This is a genomic window from Kluyvera georgiana ATCC 51603 (assembly GCF_001654985.1).
Classification (GTDB): domain Bacteria; phylum Pseudomonadota; class Gammaproteobacteria; order Enterobacterales; family Enterobacteriaceae; genus Kluyvera; species Kluyvera georgiana.
This window is the reverse complement of sequence record NZ_LXEU01000049.1, coordinates 47,059-66,708: the sequence shown is the minus strand read 5'-3', so window position 1 is coordinate 66,708 and position 19,650 is coordinate 47,059. Positions and strand designations below refer to the sequence as shown.

The 19,650-nt window shown below is 56.4% G+C and carries 19 protein-coding genes and 1 pseudogene; 12 read left to right on the top strand and 8 right to left on the bottom strand.

Annotation, left to right across the window (positions count from 1 at the left end; translation table 11 throughout):
- Window positions 1-3 precede the first annotated feature (3 nt).
- The gene (locus tag M989_RS12080) at window positions 4-1,326 is read right to left on the bottom strand and encodes an SrfA family protein (RefSeq protein WP_064545580.1); all 1,323 of its coding nucleotides are present in this window, start codon (window positions 1,324-1,326) and stop codon (window positions 4-6) included.
- Between the two features lie 258 nt (window positions 1,327-1,584).
- Between M989_RS12080 and M989_RS12075 the strand changes: the two genes are divergently transcribed.
- Window positions 1,585-3,183 (top strand): ABC transporter substrate-binding protein, encoded by a 1,599-nt coding sequence (locus tag M989_RS12075; RefSeq protein WP_064545578.1) that lies wholly within the window; start codon window positions 1,585-1,587, stop codon window positions 3,181-3,183.
- 9 nt (window positions 3,184-3,192) lie between these two features.
- Window positions 3,193-3,426 carry a DUF2526 family protein gene (locus M989_RS12070; RefSeq protein WP_064545577.1) on the top strand — a complete coding sequence of 78 codons (234 nt, stop codon included), beginning with the start codon at window positions 3,193-3,195 and terminating at the stop codon, window positions 3,424-3,426.
- A gap of 56 nt (window positions 3,427-3,482) precedes the next feature.
- Here M989_RS12070 and M989_RS12065 read toward each other — a convergent pair whose 3' ends face one another.
- Complete coding sequence (locus tag M989_RS12065) at window positions 3,483-3,932, bottom strand: DMT family transporter (RefSeq protein ID WP_064545574.1); 450 nt, start codon at window positions 3,930-3,932, stop codon at window positions 3,483-3,485.
- Window positions 3,929-4,447, bottom strand: coding sequence for a GNAT family N-acetyltransferase (locus tag M989_RS12060; protein WP_064545572.1), 519 nt, complete (start codon window positions 4,445-4,447; stop codon window positions 3,929-3,931). The genes M989_RS12065 and M989_RS12060 overlap by 4 nt, the downstream gene beginning before the upstream one ends.
- 38 nt (window positions 4,448-4,485) lie before the next feature.
- Here M989_RS12060 and M989_RS12055 point away from each other — a divergent pair, with 38 nt between their 5' ends.
- The gene (locus tag M989_RS12055) at window positions 4,486-5,061 is read left to right on the top strand and encodes a helix-turn-helix domain-containing protein (protein WP_064545570.1); all 576 of its coding nucleotides are present in this window, start codon (window positions 4,486-4,488) and stop codon (window positions 5,059-5,061) included.
- A gap of 173 nt (window positions 5,062-5,234) precedes the next feature.
- Complete coding sequence (locus M989_RS12050) at window positions 5,235-5,900, top strand: GntR family transcriptional regulator (RefSeq protein WP_064545569.1); 666 nt, start codon at window positions 5,235-5,237, stop codon at window positions 5,898-5,900.
- A 44-nt stretch (window positions 5,901-5,944) separates the two neighbouring features.
- Here the strand turns inward: M989_RS12050 and pqqU are convergent, their stop codons facing one another.
- Window positions 5,945-8,056, bottom strand: coding sequence for a TonB-dependent receptor PqqU (gene pqqU, locus M989_RS12045; protein ID WP_064545567.1), 2,112 nt, complete (start codon window positions 8,054-8,056; stop codon window positions 5,945-5,947).
- 255 nt (window positions 8,057-8,311) lie between these two features.
- Between pqqU and yncE the strand changes: the two genes are divergently transcribed.
- Together yncE and M989_RS12035 are read left to right on the top strand one after the other, a co-directional pair.
- Window positions 8,312-9,376, top strand: coding sequence for a 7-bladed beta-propeller protein YncE (gene yncE / locus M989_RS12040; protein ID WP_064545565.1), 1,065 nt, complete (start codon window positions 8,312-8,314; stop codon window positions 9,374-9,376).
- Window positions 9,377-9,517: 141 nt separating this feature from the next.
- Window positions 9,518-9,739: a YgdI/YgdR family lipoprotein gene (locus M989_RS12035; protein ID WP_064545563.1), complete on the top strand. Its 222-nt coding sequence runs from the start codon at window positions 9,518-9,520 to the stop codon at window positions 9,737-9,739.
- Window positions 9,740-9,750: 11 nt separating this feature from the next.
- Here the strand turns inward: M989_RS12035 and feaR are convergent, their stop codons facing one another.
- Window positions 9,751-10,659 (bottom strand): transcriptional regulator FeaR, encoded by a 909-nt coding sequence (feaR, locus tag M989_RS12030; RefSeq protein ID WP_064545561.1) that lies wholly within the window; start codon window positions 10,657-10,659, stop codon window positions 9,751-9,753.
- A 233-nt stretch (window positions 10,660-10,892) separates the two neighbouring features.
- On the opposite strand from feaR, the pseudogene M989_RS12025 reads away from it, so the two are divergent.
- From M989_RS12025 to paaY, 4 genes and pseudogenes are all read left to right on the top strand, one after another.
- Window positions 10,893-11,738 (top strand): annotated as a pseudogene (locus tag M989_RS12025) (aldehyde dehydrogenase family protein); the annotation flags it as partial.
- Window positions 11,739-11,749: 11 nt separating this feature from the next.
- A complete protein-coding gene (paaK, locus tag M989_RS12020) occupies window positions 11,750-13,006 on the top strand; it encodes a phenylacetate--CoA ligase PaaK (protein ID WP_064545911.1) in 1,257 nt (418 codons plus the stop codon).
- Window positions 13,007-13,141: 135 nt separating this feature from the next.
- Window positions 13,142-14,068 (top strand): phenylacetic acid degradation operon negative regulatory protein PaaX, encoded by a 927-nt coding sequence (gene paaX, locus M989_RS12015; protein WP_167351056.1) that lies wholly within the window; start codon window positions 13,142-13,144, stop codon window positions 14,066-14,068.
- An 11-nt stretch (window positions 14,069-14,079) separates the two neighbouring features.
- Window positions 14,080-14,676, top strand: a complete 597-nt coding sequence (paaY, locus tag M989_RS12010) for a phenylacetic acid degradation protein PaaY (RefSeq protein WP_064545557.1) — start codon at window positions 14,080-14,082, stop codon at window positions 14,674-14,676.
- A 104-nt stretch (window positions 14,677-14,780) separates the two neighbouring features.
- Here the strand turns inward: paaY and M989_RS12005 are convergent, their stop codons facing one another.
- Window positions 14,781-15,671: a LysR family transcriptional regulator gene (locus tag M989_RS12005; protein ID WP_064545555.1), complete on the bottom strand. Its 891-nt coding sequence runs from the start codon at window positions 15,669-15,671 to the stop codon at window positions 14,781-14,783.
- Window positions 15,672-15,773: 102 nt separating this feature from the next.
- On the opposite strand from M989_RS12005, the gene M989_RS12000 reads away from it, so the two are divergent.
- Both M989_RS12000 and pptA read left to right on the top strand, forming a co-directional pair.
- Window positions 15,774-16,331, top strand: a complete 558-nt coding sequence (locus M989_RS12000; protein WP_064545554.1) for an AAA family ATPase — start codon at window positions 15,774-15,776, stop codon at window positions 16,329-16,331.
- Between the two features lie 58 nt (window positions 16,332-16,389).
- Window positions 16,390-16,617 carry a tautomerase PptA gene (gene pptA / locus M989_RS11995; RefSeq protein ID WP_064545553.1) on the top strand — a complete coding sequence of 76 codons (228 nt, stop codon included), beginning with the start codon at window positions 16,390-16,392 and terminating at the stop codon, window positions 16,615-16,617.
- Between the two features lie 45 nt (window positions 16,618-16,662).
- Here the strand turns inward: pptA and M989_RS11990 are convergent, their stop codons facing one another.
- On the bottom strand, window positions 16,663-18,042 hold the full coding sequence (locus M989_RS11990) for a glycoside-pentoside-hexuronide (GPH):cation symporter (RefSeq protein WP_064545551.1): 1,380 nt from the start codon (window positions 18,040-18,042) through the stop codon (window positions 16,663-16,665).
- Window positions 18,043-18,064: 22 nt separating this feature from the next.
- Window positions 18,065-19,636: an alpha-L-rhamnosidase-related protein gene (locus M989_RS11985; protein WP_064545549.1), complete on the bottom strand. Its 1,572-nt coding sequence runs from the start codon at window positions 19,634-19,636 to the stop codon at window positions 18,065-18,067.
- Between the last annotated feature and the right edge of the window lie 14 nt (window positions 19,637-19,650).

The following is a 19,650-nucleotide window of genomic DNA, read 5'->3' as shown; positions in this document are numbered from 1 at the left end:
AGGTTACGCTCCCGTCTTCTTAAAGGTCAGCGGTACCACCGTTCTGGCGTCAAAGCGGGCGGTGCATACGGCAACGTTGCTGTTACCGGGTTTACAGCTGATTTCCGGCAGCGGGTAGCGCGCGCCGTCGCTGCATTGCGCGTTACCGCGGCTTTTGATCATCAGCTCGCCGTTTTGATGCAGGCCAGAAAAGACCGCGGCTTTACAGACGATATTGCCCTCGCGCACGAGGCGAACGGTGCCTTTATTATTCTGAATCTGGTAGCGCAGACTCGGCGCTTTTCCGGTATGCGCGTCGCTGATATCCATCTGTGCCCGCCAGTTGCCGTTGAGGAAACGCGTGGTGCCCGCGCGCATCTGGTCGGCATCCATCACCAGCGCATCTTTCGGAATGACGGCAATCACCACCGGTTTTTCTTCTTCTTTCACCACCGGTTCCGCCTTCACGCTAGCCTGATGCAACGGCAGGCCGGCAATCAGTACCGGCAGGGCGGGAGCCTGCGGGATGGCAGGTACGTCGGCGGTCTGAACGACGGGCTCGGACTCGGCCTGGGGGGGCGTGATCATCATGGGAACCGCCACCGCCACGGCGGCAACGGCTGCAGCAATCGGCAGGCCCCACAGCCAGCGCGGGCGGCGCGTCCTGGCGACCGCCATCGGCATCACCGGTTCGGCTGGTGCCTGCGGTTCTTCAGGCTCCTCCACCGGCAGCGTGTAGGCGTTAATCAACGGTTCATTCGCTGAAATCAGCGGCGCATCGGCTTCGCTAAACGTCACGACGGCAGGTTCGGGTTCTTCGACGAGAGGCACTTCGTCAATGGTCGGCGCTTGTGGCGGTTCAGGTTCAACGTAGCGCAGGCAGTTGAATACGTCTTCACGTGCGCCTTCGTTGAGATTCACAAAGCCCCAGAAGCTGATAACCGGCTTACCGTCGACAAGAAACAGATGATTTTCGCCGGGAAATTGCAGGGATTTATCCAGCAGGGCGCCGAACAGTTGCTGTGCGGTTTTGTCGGATTGCAGGCATTTTTTGCTGAGCGTGCGTGCGCTCTCCTGCAAGCCTTCTAAATAGTGCAGCGCCCTTGTTCGCAAGGTTTCATCCGCCGCTTTCCAGCTCGTCGCCGCACCATCAATCGGCGAATACCAGTCCACCCGGTCGCCGTCATCATTTAACTGCGGTATCGCGAGGCACTCGACCAGCGCGTTTTGCTTACGTAAACGCAGGGTTTCGCGCACCTGAAGCGCGGAATGAAATACGGTTTGCCCGCCGCCGCCTACGGCCTGAAAGTCATCAAGACTTCCACTGCGTAAAAGAGTTTTTGCCACGTTCCTGTCCCATAGACTTCTTCACGGCATTACTTTACGCAAAGCAAAATGCAACAAACGGCGAAAGAGAGGGGTAAATAGGGTAATTCTCGTGGCATTGAATCGCTGGACTTAAGTCAAACCTGACGAAATACCGATGAAGAAACCAACAAATAAAGGTTATTCAGCATAACCTGAGACAAATTGGTTATTTGCCAGTTATCCGGGGCTGTGCTGTTATTAAGCCGTTCATATAATAAAATCGAAAGGCTTATAACCATGACCACAGGGAAAACGCTCCTCGCGCTGGCGCTCAGCGCGTTGTTACCGGCAAGCGCCGCCTGGGCGGCGAACAACGACACACTCGTCTACTGCTCCGAAGCCTCGCCGGAGTCTTTTAACCCACAAATCGCCAGCTCGGGACCGACGTTTGTCGCCAGCTCGCAAACGCTGTATAACCGGCTGATCAACTTTGATCCGGTGAAAAATACACCCATTCCCTCGCTGGCCACCGACTGGACGATTTCCCCGGACGGCCTGACGTATACCTTTACGCTGCGTCAGGGCGTGAAGTTCAACAGCAATAAATTCTTTACGCCGACCCGTGATTTTAACGCCGATGACGTGATTTTCTCGGTGCTACGGCAGAAAGATAGCGATCATCCCTACCATAAGGTTTCACAGGGCAACTACGAATATTTCAACGATGTGGGTCTCGATAAGCTGATTAAATCGGTGAAAAAGCTCGATGACTATCACGTGCAGTTTGTGCTGAGCGAACCAAACGCCGCATTCCTGGCCGACTGGGGGATGGATTTCGCGTCCATTCTGTCGGCGGAGTACGCCGATGCAATGATGAAAAAAGGCACGCCGGAGAACGTAGATAACTGGCCGATTGGTACCGGGCCTTATGTGCTACAGCAATATAAGGCCGACTCGCAGATTCGCTATCTGGCTAACCCTCACTACTGGGACGGCGCGGTGCCGACGAAGCACCTGATTTTCGCCATCACTCCGAACGTCGAAACGCGTCTGGCGAAGCTACAGACCAACGAATGCCAGATTATCCCCGCGCCGTCGCCGGTGCAGTTTGATGTGATTAAAAACAATCACGATCTGGCTCTGCATGCGGTAGAAGCGTTGAACGTCGGCTATCTGGCGTTTAATACCGAGAAAAAGCCGTTCGATAACGTGCTGGTTCGCCAGGCGCTGAACTATGCCACCGACAAGCAGGCGATCGTTAACGCGGTGTTTATGGGCTCCGGTACGGTGGCGAAATCACCGATCCCGCCCAACATGATGGGCTTTAATAAAGATCTTAAAGATTACAGTTATGATCCCGAAAAGGCGAAAGCGCTGCTGAAACAGGCCGGGCTAGAGAAGGGGGTTGAGGTGACGTTGTGGTCGATGCCGGTACAGCGCCCCTATAACCCGAACTCGCGCCGGATTGCGGAAATGATGCAGAGCGATTGGGCCAAAGTCGGCGTGAAGGCCAAAATTGTGACCTATGAGTGGGGGGAATACCTCTCCGGTATCCGTAAAGGCGAACATGACAGCGCGCTGTACGGCTGGATGTCAGACAACGGCGACCCGGATAACTTTGCCAATACGCTGCTCGGATGCGATAGCATCAAAACGGGCTCTAACGCCGCGCGCTGGTGTAATAAAGAGTATGATGGCCTGGTGAAAAAAGCGTTAGTGGTGAGCGACCCGGCGAAACGTGCCGCACTCTACGAACAGGCGCAGGACATTTACTCCCAACAGGCACCGTGGATTGCGTTGGCGAACGGCAAAACGTTCTATGCCACGCGCAGCAACGTGACCGGCTACAGCGTCAGCCTGATGGGCAGCGATTTCTCGAAAGTGAAAATCAATTAAGGAGCAGGTATGTCACATCTGGATGAGGTTATCGCGCGCGTTGACGCGGCGATTGAAGAGAGCGTGATTACGCATATGAATGAGCTGCTGGTGGAGCTAAGCGACGATGCAGAGCTGAGTCGTGAAGATCGTTTTACCCAGCAGCAGCGCCTGCGCGTGACGATTTCCCATCACGGGCAGCATCTGCGCGAGCAGGAAGAGTCACGTAAAGAGCAGCTCACTCAGGGTGGAACAATCCTGTAAACCGCTCTGGCCGGGCTGAGCCCCGGCCAGATGCAGCGCGGGGAGGCGGCGCTGATTCAGAACTGCCTCCTCGCCACCAGCCACGCCCCGACAATCAACATCGCCGCGCCGCACACCGGCCCCACCAGCGCTCGCCAGGGCACACCATGGCTGCGCATCACGTCCATCACCAGACCGCCGATAAGCTGGCTGGCGACCAGCACGGCGATCGTGGTTGCCGCGCCCACGTACTGATAACCGCTGATGCTGGCAAAGACGAAGAACGAACCCAACAGACCGGGAAGCAGCGTCCACCACTTAACGGTGGAGATGAGTTCGTTTACGCCCGCCAGCCCGTGTTTGATCAGCAGAATACTGACGAATAGCACAATACCCACCAGTGAATTGAGCAACATCGCCACCAGAATCGTCGAGGCCGATTGGGTGATCCGCACCATCAGCGTGTTCTGGATAACCAGGCCGATGCCGGCGGCAACCAGAAACGTCAACGTGAGGGATTGGTTCATGCTGTACCATCCGGGTCGCGACGATTATCCAACTGGAGCTGCATAAAGGTGAGGTCCAGCCAGCGGCCAAATTTGGTGCCCACCTGCGGCATTTGCCCGGTGGTGACGAAACCGTGCTTTTCGTGCAAGTGCAGGGAAGCATGGTTTTGCGACTCGATGCCTGCCACCATCACATGCTTGCCGCGACGTTTCGCTTCTTCAATCAGCGCGGCAAGCAGAATATGGCCCAGCCCCTTACCCTGATGGTCCGGATGGACGTAAACGGAGTGTTCGACGGTATGGCGGAAACCATCAAATGCGCGCCAGTCACCGTAGGAGGCATAGCCCGTCACCACGCCGTTTTCTTCGCTGACCAATACGGGAAAGTGCCCAAGCTGACGCGCTTCAAACCAGGCAATGCGGTTGTCGGTATCGACGGTTTTATCGTTCCAGATGGCCGCCGTGTGCAGCACGGCGTGATTATAGATGGCCGCAATCGCGGCGCAGTCTTCTTTGGTCGCAAAACGAATAGGCATGGTTGCACCCTGTGTGTTGTTCACTATAGTATAACGATATGAATACTATTGAAGACAACTTAAATCAACGGATCGGCGCAAGAATTCGTATTGAGCGCGAATCGCGAAGCTGGTCGCTGAGTGAGTTAGCCGAGCGCGCTGGCGTATCTCGGGCGATGATTCACAAAATTGAGCGCGGTGAAAGCAGCCCCACGGCGACGCTGCTGGCGCGGCTTTCCGGCGCGTTCGGCATCAGCATGTCAACCTTGATTGCCCGCGCCGAGATTCAGGAGGGGAAACTGCTGCGTTTCGCGGACCAGCCCGTGTGGCACGATCCGCAAAGCCACTATCTGCGGCGTCATGTTTCGCCGCGCGGCGAATTGCCTGTCGACTTGGTACAAATTGAACTTCCCGCAGGCAGCGATATCCCGATGCCGGCTTCGGCTTACGCGATGGCGCGTCAGCTTATCTGGGTGCAGCAAGGGGAATTGCTCTTCATGGAAGGGGACACTGGACACCGTATGCAGGCTGGCGACTGTCTGGAACTGGGGCCGCCAAACGACTGCCGTTTTATTAACGATAGCAAGTACATTTGTGTTTATCTGGTTGTGCGTTTGAATATTCCTCTCTCGTGATTATTTTGCCAGTGACGTATTAATGCGTCATTTGGCGAAGCGCTCTCAATAGCCTTAAATTTTACGCCCGCAACATTCGAAAAATATATATTGTGTTTTTTGCACAAAAGAGAAAACGCCAGCTATTAATTATTATAGGCTCTGGGCCGATTATCCGTGGGGTTATAATAAATATGCTGGATTTTGCTAAAGCACAACGAATGAGCCTGACACAGCAGGTTGAAAATAATATCAAAAACGCACTTATCATTGGCGCATTAAAACCCGGTGCCCGACTCGTGACGCGTGAAATTGCCGAGAATCAAGGGATCAGCATTACACCCGTTCGCGAGGCGCTGCTGCGGCTGGTCTCCTTGGGGGCATTGCAGGCTGCGCCAGCGCAGGCGTTTATGGTTCCGATGCTAACCGATTCCAGCTATCGGGAAATAAGCCAGATACGACAAAATCTCGAAGGAATGGCGGCCGCAGCGGCCTCCGGGAATATGACCACACAAAAAATGCAGGAACTCCATCGTTTGTTGGCGTTACTGCATGAAGCAAAAGCCTCTGGTGATATCACCCGCATGTTGCAGAGCAATTATCAGTTTCGTTTTCGAATATATGAATACGCGGAAATGCCTACTTTAATGATTCTTATCGAACAATTATGGGTTCGGGTAGGGCCAAGTTTCCACTATTTATATTTAAATTCAGTAGAACCGTTTCAGCAAACTAATTTATATCAGCGTCTGCTGACGGCGCTGGAGAAAAAAGACTCGATGGCCAGCCATACGGCAATGTGCCAGATAGTTGATGAATCAGCGCATTTTTTACAGCGCCAGTATTGTCCTAGCCATTAAGCCGCAAATACGTTTCCGGGTTTCCCCGGAAACGTTCACACGCTTTACTCAAAACGCCATGCGACATTCACGCCAACGCCGTAGTTGCGCCCCGGTGCCGGTTCGTAATAACGACCGTTAGACTCGTTGACGATGACGGAGCCGACATATTGGCGGTCGAAAAGGTTATCGACCCGGCCAAATACATCCAGATTCCAGTTGCCGATATCGAACTTGTAGCCGGTGTTCAACCCGACAACCGTCCATGACGGCGCACGGGCGGTGTTCTCATCGTTGGCCATGATATCGCTCATATAGCGTACGTCGGCGCCGGCATACCAGCCGCTCTCCGGCTCATAGCCCAATGAGGCAAAGCCCATATTGCGCGCAATTCCCGGGATGCGGTTGCCGTTACAGCTGGCGTCGTCACAGACGTTGGTGCGATAGGTTGCGTCAAGCCAGGTCCATGCCGCTTTGGCACGCCAGTTTTCCGCGAACTGCTGATCCAGCGACAGTTCGGCCCCCTGACGCCGCGTTTTACCGGCATTTTTGTAGCTGGTGCGCCCGCCGCTGCTGCTGTCGACGACAATCTCGTTATCGGTATCCGTCTGGAACAGCGCTGCCGTCAGCAAACCGTTGCCAATGCGTGTTTTACTGCCAATTTCCACCGTTTCGTTGGTCGAGGGCTGCAATCCGAAGTTTAGCCCGCCGCGATCGTCCGAACGGTAGGAAAGCTCGTTGATCGTCGGTGTCTCAAAGCCACGTCCGGCCGAGAGATAGACGTTCCACGCATCGGTGACCGCGTACTTTAACGACCCCGCAGGTAGCCATTTGTGATAGCTGGCGTCACCGCTATCATCACCATTTTCCGCGGTGATGTAGTGGTCGTTGGAGTCAAACCACACCGAACTGTAGCGCACGCCCGCATCAAGACTCAGCTTTTCGGTGAGTTGCCACTGTGTTTGCAGGTAGGGATCGACGTTCCACATCAGGTTGCGTTCGTTGCGGCGCAGAGTGCCTTTCTCTCCGTACTCAGGCGTGGTGCCATTCATCACGAAGTTTTCGTAACCGCGACGCTTCTCGCTCATATTTTCGTAGTTCAGACCGGTCGTGAAGGTGACCGGGACCAGCAGTTCGCCGCGGTGGGTCCAGCGGGTATCGATGCCCTGATAGTGACGATCGAGGTCGATCACGCCGCCTGCGTGGGTAGGTTTATGCTGAGGCTTGCGCGGAATCGACTGATACTGCGTGGTTTGACGCTCACCGGCATACATCATCACGCTCAAATCGTCCTGTTCACTGAGCTGACGCTCGTAGCGCAGGCCTGCCTGGGTCTGTTTTACGCTTTTGCGCATGTTGTACTGTTCGCCGCGCGGCGACTGTTCGCGGTTCTGGTGCAGTTCGCTGTAATCCAGCCCGCCGGGATCGTTGGCCTTAATATCAACACTGTTAAACAGCAGGGTCAGCTTGCTGGCACCATTGATTCGAACGCCGAGTTTGGCGTTGGCGAGGTTTTTACGCGCCGCGCTGTGGTCGCGATAGCCGCGGGTGATGAATCGATTCGTTGATACCGTGTAGTCGACGTCTCCCGCGTGGCTACCGTCACCGACGGCACCGGTCGCTTTCATGCCGTAATGCCAGGTGCCATAGCTACCGTAGTAACTGCTGGCTTCCAGCGTCGTGGGCTGCTTGCCGCTTTCGGTAGTGACGTTGACCACGCCGCCGGACGAGTTGCCGTATAGGGCAGAGAAGGGGCCGCGCAGCACGTCAATATGATCCACGCTGCCAATATCGATGTTAGAGGTCTGCCCTTGTCCGTCGGGCATGGTCGCCGGAATGCCGTCAACGTACATACGGATGCCGCGCACACCGTAGGTTGAGCGTGAACCAAAACCGCGAATCGACAACTGGAGATCCTGTGCGTAGTTCTGGCGATCCTGAATTTGCAAACCCGGCACGGCGCCGAGCGACTCTGACAGGTTGACGCGCGGCGTGGCGTGGCGCATATCCTCGCCGTCAACCACGCTGACCGCTGCCGGCGTATCCAGCTCAGAGACCGTCTGAGGGGTGGCGGTGACAATCAACGTTTGTTCGTCAGCAGCCCAGGAAAAGGGGGAGAAAGCAAGCGGCAACAGCAGCACAGGTAGCGTCGCTGAGCGCACAGTAATGATTTTCATGAAAACTCGCAAAATGTACCAAATGGAACAGACTCGAATAGAGTAATACTTTTGTAAATATATTGAAAACTTTAGTAGCATAAATGGTTAATTTCAGGTGATGAAATAGAAACTTTTTGCCGCACCGTAGAAAGAAAAGCTCCACTTTGTACAAATTAATGATTACTATTCGCATCTACAAAACGTAGCGCCATGACGCTGCGAAGGCTGAAGCCATGTGAGCAGTAACAATTAAGTTCATCAAAGGGAGTCGTCATGTCATTACGTCAATTGTCCGCACCGCGCCTGCGCCGTTCTCTGTTGTTGAGTGCCTTACTGCTGGCGGGAAGCTTTAGCGCGCAGGCCGCAGAGGAAATGCTGCGTAAAGCGGTCGGTAAAGGGGCATATGAAATGGCCTACAGCCAGCAGGAAAATGCGCTGTGGCTAGCCACCTCACAAAGCCGTAAAACGGATAAGGGAGGGGTGATTTACCGCCTGGACCCGACTACGCTGGAAGTGACCCAAACGATCCATAACGATCTTAAACCGTTTGGCGCCACCCTGAATACGCAGACCCAGACGCTGTGGTTTGGCAACACCATCAACGGTGCTGTAACCGCCATTGATGCGAAAAGCGGTGACGTGAAAGGGCGTCTGGTGCTTGATGGACGTCAGCGGAGCGAAACGGTAAAACCGCTGCAGCCGCGTCAGCTGGCGGTGAATGAGAAGACCAACACCGTGTACATCACCGGTGTTGGTAAAGATAGCAGCGCGGTGTGGGTCGTCGATGGCGATAAAATTGCGCTGAAAACCACGATCGAAGGCACCGGCAGCTTCGGCACCGGGCTGGCGGTTGATGCGGAAAAACAGCGTCTGTACGTGACGAACGCCGACGGCGAGCTGGTGACCATTGATAACGCGAGCAACAAAATCGTTAATCGTCAGAAATTGCAGGACGATGGCAAAGAGCACTTCTACATCAACCTGAGCCTGGATACCGCCGGTCAGCGCGCCTTTATTACCGACTCGAAACAGCCGGAACTGCTGGTGGTGAACCTGAAGGATGGCAAAGTGTTGTCGAAGGTGGATACCCAGGAAGGGCTGGCGGTGCTGTTTAACCCGACGCGTAACGAAGTCTATGTTACCCAGCGCAAAGCGGGCACCGTGACGGTTATCGACGCTAAAGATTACAAGGTGACCAAAACCATTCAGACCCCGACCTTCCCGAACAGCCTGGCGTTGTCCGCCGATGGTAAAACGCTGTTTGTGAGCGTGAAGCAGGAATCTACCCGTCAGAAAGAGGCGACCGCCCCGGATGACGTGATTCGTATCGCGCTGTAATCCCCCTGCGGGAGACGGTTGACGTCTCCCGTATCCTGCTAATTTATCTTCTGTTACATCCGCTTTATTTCATTTTGCGCCGTCGGGCATACAATGCACCCACTTAACCCCACTGCGGGTGGAAGAATGAACGGAGAAACCATGAAAAAATCTTTATATGCGCTGTGTGCGGGCCTGATGGTTCTGGCGCTGGCGGGCTGCACCACTAACTACGTGATGACCACCAAAAGCGGACAAACGATTGTGACGCACGGCAAGCCGCAGCTGGATAAAGAGACCGGTATGACCAGCTATACCGATCAGGACGGTAATGCGCGCGAAATCAACAGCAATGATGTGGCGCAACTGGTAGAAGATAACTGATTACGCTGACCTCAGCGGCCGCGTTTACGATACTCTCCGGGCGACATGCCGAACCGCTGCTTAAAGGCGGTGGAGAAGTGGCTGTGGTCGCTGAACCCCCAGCGGTAGCCAATTCCCGTGAGCTTCTCGTCATCGTGCGCGCTCAGTAGCGACTGGGCGCACAAATCTAAACGGCGATTTTTAATGTATTGCGCCACCACCAGACCTTTATCGGCGAACAGTCGGTACAGGCTACGGACCGACATCCCCGTTTCGCTGGCTAACCACTCTGGGCGCAAATGTTCTTCCTGGATAGCATCGTCGATCAAACGGATGATTTTCTGATATTGCTTCTCTCGCCGCGACGGTTGTACATCTTGTTGATGCAGCATCGGACGCAGCAGGCAGACCATCGCGTCAAGCGCCGCTTCGCTTTCGCTGGCGGAGAGCTGCGGACTACTCATGCTCTCTTGCAGCAGGCGCTGGCTGAGCTGCACCATCGGTAGCGATTTGTCCAGACGGGTGGCGACGCGAATTCCGCTGCCGCGATGCTGGTTTTCCAGCAGTTGGCGAGGCAGCAACAGCGAGACCTGACGCGAGGTTAGCTGCCAGAGGATTGAACAGGGACGTGAAGCATCAATTAACGTCATATCGCCGCTTTGCAGGCACACCTGGCGATCGTCCTGCTCAATGCTGGCTTCACCGGAAAGCTGAAAAACGGTATAGAACCAGGCGTCGTTGCCGCCACGGATCTCCTGGTGCGTGCGATACAGATTGACGTTGCGGGTGGTGACGGTACTGAGCTTCAGGCTACCCGCATAGCTGGTATCAATCTCGCCGTGGAAGTCGCCTTCCAGCGGACGTGCGGCAAAATGCCCGTAGACCTGATTAATCTTCGCCAGCCAGTCATGATACGTCTCACCGCCGTTTACCGCTGCCATACGTCATCTCTGCAATGTAAATGTGATGTTATTGTTGCATTTGTGTTTCTTTAAACAAGGCTGCTCACAGGAATATATGAAAGAACTATTAGCTGCGACACACTTCTGCCAACGCAATCTGCTTAATTGCGGCGTCTGTCACAGCCGCACAAGCGAATGTCACAGAGACAAAAGCGACTTCTCCAGACCCGCCGTAGACTGAAATGACTAACCGCGAAGAATAAGGAGACGATATGTCCTCAGCACAGGTAGCACTGCTCCCGAGCGTACAGCAGTTTTTAGACCGTCAGCATGGCCTGTTTATTGATGGCGCGCAGCAGGCGGCGCAGAGTGAAAAACGTCTCACCGTCTGGGATCCGGCTACGGGCAAGGCGATTGCCACCACGGCAGACGCTAACACGGCTGACGTGGACCGCGCGGTGATGTCCGCCTGGCGCGCGTTTGTTTCCCGCAGCTGGGCCGGGCGCACGCCTGCCGAACGCGAACGTATTCTGCTGCGCTTTGCCGACCTCGTTGAGCAGAATGGCGAAGAGCTGGCCCAACTGGAAACGCTGGAGCAGGGCAAATCGATCAACATCTCCCGCGCTTTCGAAGTCGGCTGTACGCTGAACTGGATGCGCTACACCGCCGGGTTAACCACTAAAATCAGCGGCCGCACGTTGGATGTTTCCATCCCGTTCCCGCCAGGGGCGCGCTATCAGGCGTGGACCAAAAAAGAGCCGGTCGGCGTGGTAGCCGGGATTGTGCCGTGGAACTTCCCGCTGATGATCGGCATGTGGAAGGTGATGCCGGCGCTGGCGGCAGGCTGTTCAATCGTGATTAAACCTTCCGAAACCACGCCGTTAACCCTGCTGCGTGTGGCTGAATTGGCGATTGAAGCCGGCGTGCCGGAGGGCGTTTTCAACGTGGTGACCGGCAGCGGGGCCGAGTGCGGCGCGGCGTTAACCTCTCACCCGCACGTGGCGAAGGTGAGCTTTACCGGTTCGACCGCTACCGGCAAACAGATTGCCCGCGTTGCCGCCGACAGGCTGACCCGCGTGACGCTGGAGCTGGGCGGGAAAAACCCGGCCATCGTGCTGAATTACAGGCGCTGCAAACCGATCGCCTGAAGTGGACGCTGAAACATGCTTACGAAAATGTCCCGATGTACCGCCGTAAGTTTGATGCGGCGGGCGTACACCCTGACGATTTTCATGAGCTGAGCGATCTCAGCAAGTTTCCCTGCACCACCAAGCAGGATCTGCGCGACAACTATCCGTTCGATACCTTCGCGGTACCGATGGATCAGGTGGTGCGTATCCATGCGTCTTCCGGTACGACCGGCAAGCCGACCGTCGTTGGCTATACGCAGAACGATATCGATACCTGGGCGAATATCGTCGCCCGTTCGCTGCGCGCCGCGGGCGGTTCGGCGAAGGATAAAATTCACGTGGCCTACGGCTACGGCCTGTTTACCGGCGGTCTGGGCGCGCACTACGGTGCCGAGCGCTTAGGGGCGACGGTGATCCCGATGTCCGGCGGCCAGACCGAGAAACAGGCGCAGCTGATTCGTGATTTCAAACCCGACATGATCATGGTGACGCCGTCTTACTGTCTCAACCTGATTGAAGAGCTGGAACGCCAGATGGGCGGCGACGCGCGCGGCTGTTCGCTGAGAACCGGCGTCTTTGGCGCCGAGCCGTGGACCTCGGGTATGAAGGCGGAGATTGAACGCCGCCTTGGTATTACCGCGCTGGATATTTATGGCCTGTCGGAAGTGATGGGGCCGGGCGTGGCAATGGAATGTATTGAAACCGGCGATGGCCCCACCATCTGGGAAGACCACTTCTTCCCGGAAGTGGTCAATCCGGATGATGGTACCCCGTTGGCCGACGGCGAGCACGGCGAACTGCTGTTCACCACGCTCACCAAGGAGGCGCTGCCGGTCATTCGCTACCGCACCCGTGACCTGACGCGCCTGCTGCCGGGCACCGCTCGCACCATGCGCCGTATGGATCGCATCAGCGGGCGCAGTGACGACATGCTCATTATTCGCGGCGTGAACGTTTTCCCATCGCAGGTGGAAGAAGAGATCCTCAAGATTGAACATCTGGCGCCGCACTATCAGCTGGAAGTCAATCGTCGTGGGCATCTTGATTCACTTTCGATTCGCGTTGAGCTGAAAGAGAGTAGTCTGGTGCTGAGCCACGAACAGCGCTGCCAGATTTGCCACCACCTGCGTCATCGCATTAAGTCGATGGTCGGCATTTCAACCGACGTCAGCATTGTTAACTGCGGCAGCATTCCGCGCTCTGAAGGTAAGGCCTGCCGCGTGTTTGACCTGCGCAAAGCCGCCGCCAACGGCTAACCCCTGTAGGCCTGATAAGCGCAGCGCTGCCGGATGGCGGCGTTGCCTTATCCGGCCGACAAACTCCTGGCGTTTCGCGGCTTTATTCCTGTGCTATGATTCAAAAAGGACAAAAACAACAACACTATGAATCATATGGAAAAACTCGATAGTTTTATTCAGCAGGCGGTCACCGCGATGCCGATCAGCGGCACCTCGCTGATTGCTTCGCTGTACGGTGACTGTTTATCCCAGCGCAGTGGCGAAGTCTGGCTTGGCAGCGTGGCGGCGCTGCTGGAAGGGCTGGGCTTTGGCGAACGCTTTGTACGTACCGCGCTGTTTCGCCTCAACAAAGAAGAGTGGCTGGACGTGGTGCGCATTGGCCGCCGCAGCTTCTATCGCCTGAGCGACAAAGGGTTGCGCCTGACGCGTCGTGCGGAGAGTAAAATTTACCGCGCCAACGCCCCGGAATGGGACGGCACCTGGCTGCTGCTGCTTTCCGAAGGGCTGGAAAAAAACACCCTTGCCGAAGTCAAAAAACAGCTGATCTGGCAGGGGTTTGGCGTGCTTGCGCCGAGCCTTTTAGCCTCGCCATCGCAAAAACTGGCGGACGTACAGTCGCTGCTGCACGAAGCGGGCGTAGCGGAGAACGTGATCTTCTTCGAGGCCCATTCGCCGCTGGCGCTCTCCCGCGCCGCGCTGCGGGAACGGGTAGAGGAGTGCTGGCATCTCACCGAACAGAACGCCATGTACGAAGCGTTTATCACGCTGTTCCGCCCCTTATTGCCGCTGCTGCGCGATGCGGAGCCGGATGAGTTAACGCCTGAACGCTGCTTCCAGATTCGCCTGCTGCTGATCCATTTCTATCGCCGGGTGGTGCTGAAAGATCCGCTGCTGCCGGAAGAGCTGCTGCCCGCGCATTGGCTAGGTCAGACCGCGCGCCAGCTCTGTATCAACATCTATCAACGCGTTGCTCCAGGGGCGCAGGCTTTCGTCAGCGAGAAGAGCGAAAGTTCGGTGGGCGAACTGCCCGCGCCGGGGCCGATGTACTATCAACGCTTTGGGGGATTGCCTGAAGCATAACAGGAGAAGCCATGCCGATTTACCAGATTGACGGGATGATCCCGGTTGTTCCGACGGAAAGCTATGTCCACCCGACTGCCGTACTGATCGGTGATGTGATCCTTGGTAAAGGGGTATACGTTGGGCCCAACGCCAGCCTGCGCGGCGATTTTGGGCGTATCGTGGTGAAAGATGGCGCGAACATTCAGGATAACTGCGTGATGCACGGTTTCCCCGGCCAGGACACGGTGGTAGAGGAGGACGGACATATCGGCCACGGTGCGATTCTCCACGGCTGCGTCATTGGCCGTAACGCGCTGGTCGGCATGAGCGCGGTGATTATCGACGGGGCGACCATTGGTGAAAACAGCATCGTTGGCGCGTCGGCTTTCGTCAAAGCTCGGGCGGAAATGCCGGCTAACCATCTGATTGTGGGGAGCCCGGCAAAGGCGATTCGTACCTTAACCGAGCAGGAGCTTGAGTGGAAAAAGCAGGGCACCCGCGAGTATCAGGTGCTGGTCGACCGTTGCCAGAAGACGCTGGTTGCCGTCGAACCGTTAACCGAAGCCGAGCCGGACCGTAAGCGTCTGGCGTTTGACGAAAACCTGCAGCCTAAATCCGCTATTTAGCTCTCGTCTCCTGGGGAAATGTAGGCCGGATAAGGCAAAGCCGCCATCAGGCATTGGCTGCACACTGCCGGATGGCGGCTTTGCCTTATCCGGCCTACGCGTTTTTATGAGTAGCGTAACGCATCCACTAACAGCGCAAACGCGGTGGTGTGCTGGCGACGGCTGGGATAGTAAAGATAGTAACCCGGAAAAGGCACGCACCAGTCGGCGAGCACATGCTGTAAACGCCCGGCGGCTACGCCATCGGCGATGGTGTCTTCCGGCACGTAGGCCAGACCCAACCCGGCTTCGGCGGCCTCAAGGCGTTGAGGCAGGGAGTTGAGGGTCAGTTGCCCTTCAACCCGAACCCGCAGCGGTTCACCGTGTTGTTCGAACTCCCATGCATACAATCCGCCGCGCGTTGGCAGACGCATGTTGATGCAGCGATGATGCTGAAGATCGTGCGGCGTTTGCGGAATACCATGACGGGCAAAATAGTCGGGTGAACCGACCACGGCCATGCGCATATCCGGGCCAATGCGCACCGCAATCATATCGCGCGCGACCTGTTCACCGAGGCGGACTCCCGCATCAAACCGTTCATCGACGATATCGGTGAGGGCGTTATCAACGATCACCTCAATATTGATGTCCGGGTATTGCTGCATAAACGGCTTGATTCGCGGCCAGAGCACCGTGTTCATCGAGTGTTCGGCAGCGGTGAGACGAATATTGCCTGCCGGTCGTTCGCGTGAATCGCGTAGGGCTGAAATTTCCTGTTCAATTTCCTGCAGATGTGGGCTGAGGCTTTGATAGAGTCTTTCACCCGCTTCTGTGGGGGCGACGTTGCGGGTGGTGCGCGTCAGCAGGCGAACGTCGAGACGGCTTTCCAGATTACGCATTGCGTGGCTCAATGCCGACTGTGAAACCCCAAGCTGTGCGGCGGCGCGAGTAAAACTCCGCTCGCGGGCGACGACCATAAAAGAGATCAGATCGTTGATGTTATCTTTTAACATAGGGAGTGACCATTAATGAATCTGGCTCATCGTTGCAGAATGATTTTTTCAGTGTAATAGCCGATGATTTATATGCAACAGGTGATATCAGGTGAGATGACAATGAAAATCAATGTGGTAGGCACCAGCGGCGTGGGTAAATCGACGCTGGCAAAGCGTCTGGCGGCGCTACTTTCCGTTCCCTATATCGAAATGGATACGCTTTACTGGCGATCCGGATGGCAGGGGGTCAGCGATGAGGCGCTTTTCGTCGGACTGACGCAGGCAACCGCGTGCCCTGACTGGGTGCTGGACGGCAACTATAATCGCAGTCGTCCGGTAAAATGGCGCGAAGTGGATCTGGTGGTGTGGGTTGATTACAGTTTCTGGCGCACCTTTCGGCAGGCCGTCACGCGTGCGGCAGTGCGCGCATGGCGTCAGCAAGAGCTGTGGCCGGGTACCGGCAACCGCGAGAGTTTTCGCCGTTCTTTTTTTAGCCGCGATTCGATCATTCTGTGGACGCTAAAAACCTGGCGTCTTAACCGCCAGCGCTACCTGCAAGACATGGCCGACCCGGCCTGGGCGCACATCCGCTTTGTACGCTTGCGTAATCAGCGGGAAACCGAGGCGTTTATCGCGCAATTAAGCGCTGGAATCCCCCCTTGTTCGCGCACGAAATGACGGATGAAGCGGCCTGACTGTGGTAGTTTTAGGGCTCTAACCATAAGGAGTCCTGCCCATGCCACACGTTGATATTAAATGTTTCCCCCGCGATCTGAACGATGAACAGAAAACCGCGCTCGCGGCGGACATCACTGAAGTGTTGATTCGCCATCTTAATACCAAAGACCGCTCGGTCAGCGTGGCCCTGAACCAGGTGCAGGAAAGCGACTGGCAGCAGGTATGGGATAACGAAATTGCGCCGCAGATGGCGACGCTGATTAAAAAGCCGGGTTACAGCATGTGATGATGCAGCCGCCCGGCGTAGCTCTGGCTTGCCGGGCGACTTCTGTTAAGCGGTTTTCGTTGTAGCGACCGCGGTTATCTCTGCTGGCGCGTAGCGCCCGGCATCCAGGTCGGCGCGAATTTGCTCGTAGTCGTCATCCAGACGATAGAAGCGCCCAATACAGATCATCGAAGCGATAATCAACAGCGCCGGGATATACAGATAGCAGGCTTTTATCGCCAGCATGGCGCTGTCGCTTTGCGTCGCGTTGGCGACATAGCCGCTGGAAGAGAGCAGCACGCCGATAATTGCCCCGGCTCCCGCCATGGCGACTTTACCGAGGAAACCATTAATGGAGGTGAGAATACCTGCGGTATTAATGCCGGTTTTCCATACCCCGTAGTCGACCGGGTCGGCCTGCATTGAGAAGTAAATCGCCGTGCGCTGGCCTGCGCCGAGCGACAGGATCACGGCGCCAACAATCAGCCCCCACGTATTTGCTCCGGCCACAATCATCACCCCCATGCCCAGCAGGTTAATCGTGCTGGCGACCAGATAGACATGACGTTTTTTCATGCGGCTGGCGAGCATCGGTACCGTTAGCGTGCCGAGCAACGGCACGAAGGTGGAAATACCTGCGACCACTGCCGTGAGCTCAACGTTGCCGACGTAGTAGTGGAAGAAGTACACCAGCGCGCCGGTCTGGAAGAAAAACGCGCCCCACATCAGAAAAATATTGATGGCAAAAACAAACCACGGACGGTTAGCTCTCAGGCTCACCCACGCGCGCTTGAGGGTCATGCGCTCCTGGGTAATACTGATGCTCTCTTTCACGTTGCGAAAGCTAACCAGCAAAAAGAAGGTGGCGATAACGCCGAAAACGATCGCCGTAGAGAAGAAACCGTGTGCCTGGTTACCTTTACCCAGCGCGCTCACCAGCGGCAGCGTGGCGACGGCCACAATGGTTGCGCCAAGGGAACCGAGTAAAATGCGCACGGTGGAGAGCGTGGTACGCTCGCCGGAGTCGTTAGTCAGGAACGGCAGCATGGCGCAGAACGGAATATTCACCAGCGTATAGAGAAACGACAGGCACAGATAGGTGATAAAGGCGTATACCAGTTTGCCGGTGGTGCCAAAGTCCGGAACATAGAACGCCAGAATGCACAGTAGGCCAAAGGGAACCGCGCCGAACAGCAGATAGGGACGGCAGCGGCCCCAGCGGGTGGCGGTATTGTCTATCACCAGCCCCATCAGCACGTCGGCCACGCCGTCGACCAGGCGGGTGACGAGGAACATCAACCCAACGTAGTAAGCCGGTAAGCCCATCACGTCGGTGTAAAAAAACATCAGGTAAAGCGAGATAAGCTGCCACACCAGGTTGCAGGAGAGATCGGCGATACCGTAGCCCACGCGCTGTTTCCAGCGTTCAAACGTTGTTTCTGCCATATAAATAAACTCGCGTTAGTTGTTACAGACCGTACAGGCGGATAAACCAGGCCGGGGTACAGCTCCATGCATGGCAGTAGCTATTGATAAGCTTGCTACCATACGGAGAAAATTCAGGATGCTGCGGATCAAACACTTCCCAGAAGGTGTCCGCGCCATAGCGCACCATTTCCCCCCAGTAGGCTTTGATCTCCTTGACTGCCTGCTCGCGCAGCCCGCATTGCAGCAGGGCGGCAATAAAATGGTGGCGGAGATAGGGGGTATTCATGGCGATCGTTGGCGGATGGCTCAGCAGCCGCTGCATTACCGCCAGACGCTGTTCCGGGTGGCCGACTTCCGCCAGCACTAGCCAGATTTGCGAAGCCCAGGAAACCTGGCGCGCCTCGCCGCTGATGAAATAGCCCTGCGTGTCATCCCAGAACTGTGTTTGCGCCGCCGCTTTTAAGCGCTGAAGCTGTGCGCGATAGGCGGCGACAAGCTGCGGCTCAAACCGTTCAGCCAGCCACAGGCCGCGTTGCAGGCAGTAGATCAGCACGCCCTGGGCCGCGGCCTGTTTGTTTAAACTTTCTTGCCAGTCGATAAACACCCACCAGTCGTCGCTGTCGCGCACGATCCCACTGTCGTCGAGGCGGATAAAGGCCAGTTCGAGCTGTCGTCTGGCGACCGGCCACAATTCGCGCGCTGTGGCAAGATCTTCGGCGCTTTGCAGATAGTTGTAGAGAACATCGACAAAAAAGAGCGAGTAGTCGAACAGGAAGGTGTCGTCGGCGATCGTCTGCGGTTTGACGAAGACGTTGGCGGAAACCATGCCGTCGGCCCGCGTGTGGCCAGCGAACAGATACAGGCAACGGCGCACCAGATCGTGGCGGGCAAAGGTCACGTCATTGACCAGCGCCTGTAGGCGAAGATCGCCCAGCCACAGGCGTCTATCGCGCTTTGGACCATCTTCAAAAACTTCCTGCATGCAGTTTTTCAGCGTCAGTACCGACACCCGGTCAATGGCCTGGAGTTCGGCGTCGGCGCTCTCACATGGCGGGCAGCGCTCGGGGGCCGAAGTGACGGTGTTGAGCAACAGGTTGTCGAAGCGCAGGCGGAATTTGCGCGACACGGCTTTGACCTCAATTTTCACGTAGCGGCAGCAGTAGCGACGCGGTAGCGCAACCTCGGCGGGCAGCACGTCCAGCCATAAGTCCTGCTGTTGCAGCCAACTGCTGCTGAGCCAGCCGCGGTAATCGCTAAACGGTTCGCACACCTCGCAGAGCGTTTCGCCAAAGGTGAGCTGCAGATGGGCGGGGGCATCCGGCGGGCTTCCGGCGCTGTGACAGGCAAACTGCAGATAACCGACGCAGTGGCTGCCAAAATCGATAATTACGCTTTCGCCTTCGCTAAACTCGCGCTGATACAGCGCCTCCAGCGAACAGAGCGGCTCGGCGCGCCAGCCGAACAGCGCCTGCGGATCGGCAACGGCGTTGATGACGGCAAGCGGCGATCGCGGCTGACGATGCAGCTCGGGGATGAGCGAGTCCGCTTTGTGCAAGAACTGCGGCTGGCGAACCATGGGAATCTGGGCATTAAGCTGAATGGCTTGTGACATACGACGTCCTCGGA

Bases quoted from the DNA above. Each gene is read 5' to 3' on its own strand.
- M989_RS12075 (WP_064545578.1), top strand. From the start codon at position 1,585: ATGACCACAGGGAAAACGCTCCTCGCGCTGGCGCTCAGCGCGTTGTTA.
- M989_RS12070 (WP_064545577.1), top strand. From the start codon at position 3,193: ATGTCACATCTGGATGAGGTTATCGCGCGCGTTGACGCGGCGATTGAA.
- M989_RS12065 (WP_064545574.1), bottom strand. From the start codon at position 3,932: ATGAACCAATCCCTCACGTTGACGTTTCTGGTTGCCGCCGGCATCGGC.
- M989_RS12060 (WP_064545572.1), bottom strand. From the start codon at position 4,447: ATGCCTATTCGTTTTGCGACCAAAGAAGACTGCGCCGCGATTGCGGCC.
- M989_RS12055 (WP_064545570.1), top strand. From the start codon at position 4,486: ATGAATACTATTGAAGACAACTTAAATCAACGGATCGGCGCAAGAATT.
- M989_RS12050 (WP_064545569.1), top strand. From the start codon at position 5,235: ATGCTGGATTTTGCTAAAGCACAACGAATGAGCCTGACACAGCAGGTT.
- pqqU (WP_064545567.1), bottom strand. From the start codon at position 8,056: ATGAAAATCATTACTGTGCGCTCAGCGACGCTACCTGTGCTGCTGTTG.
- yncE (WP_064545565.1), top strand. From the start codon at position 8,312: ATGTCATTACGTCAATTGTCCGCACCGCGCCTGCGCCGTTCTCTGTTG.
- M989_RS12035 (WP_064545563.1), top strand. From the start codon at position 9,518: ATGAAAAAATCTTTATATGCGCTGTGTGCGGGCCTGATGGTTCTGGCG.
- feaR (WP_064545561.1), bottom strand. From the start codon at position 10,659: ATGGCAGCGGTAAACGGCGGTGAGACGTATCATGACTGGCTGGCGAAG.
- paaX (WP_167351056.1), top strand. From the start codon at position 13,142: ATGGAAAAACTCGATAGTTTTATTCAGCAGGCGGTCACCGCGATGCCG.
- paaY (WP_064545557.1), top strand. From the start codon at position 14,080: ATGCCGATTTACCAGATTGACGGGATGATCCCGGTTGTTCCGACGGAA.
- M989_RS12005 (WP_064545555.1), bottom strand. From the start codon at position 15,671: ATGTTAAAAGATAACATCAACGATCTGATCTCTTTTATGGTCGTCGCC.
- M989_RS12000 (WP_064545554.1), top strand. From the start codon at position 15,774: ATGAAAATCAATGTGGTAGGCACCAGCGGCGTGGGTAAATCGACGCTG.
- pptA (WP_064545553.1), top strand. From the start codon at position 16,390: ATGCCACACGTTGATATTAAATGTTTCCCCCGCGATCTGAACGATGAA.
- M989_RS11990 (WP_064545551.1), bottom strand. From the start codon at position 18,042: ATGGCAGAAACAACGTTTGAACGCTGGAAACAGCGCGTGGGCTACGGT.
- M989_RS11985 (WP_064545549.1), bottom strand. From the start codon at position 19,636: ATGTCACAAGCCATTCAGCTTAATGCCCAGATTCCCATGGTTCGCCAG.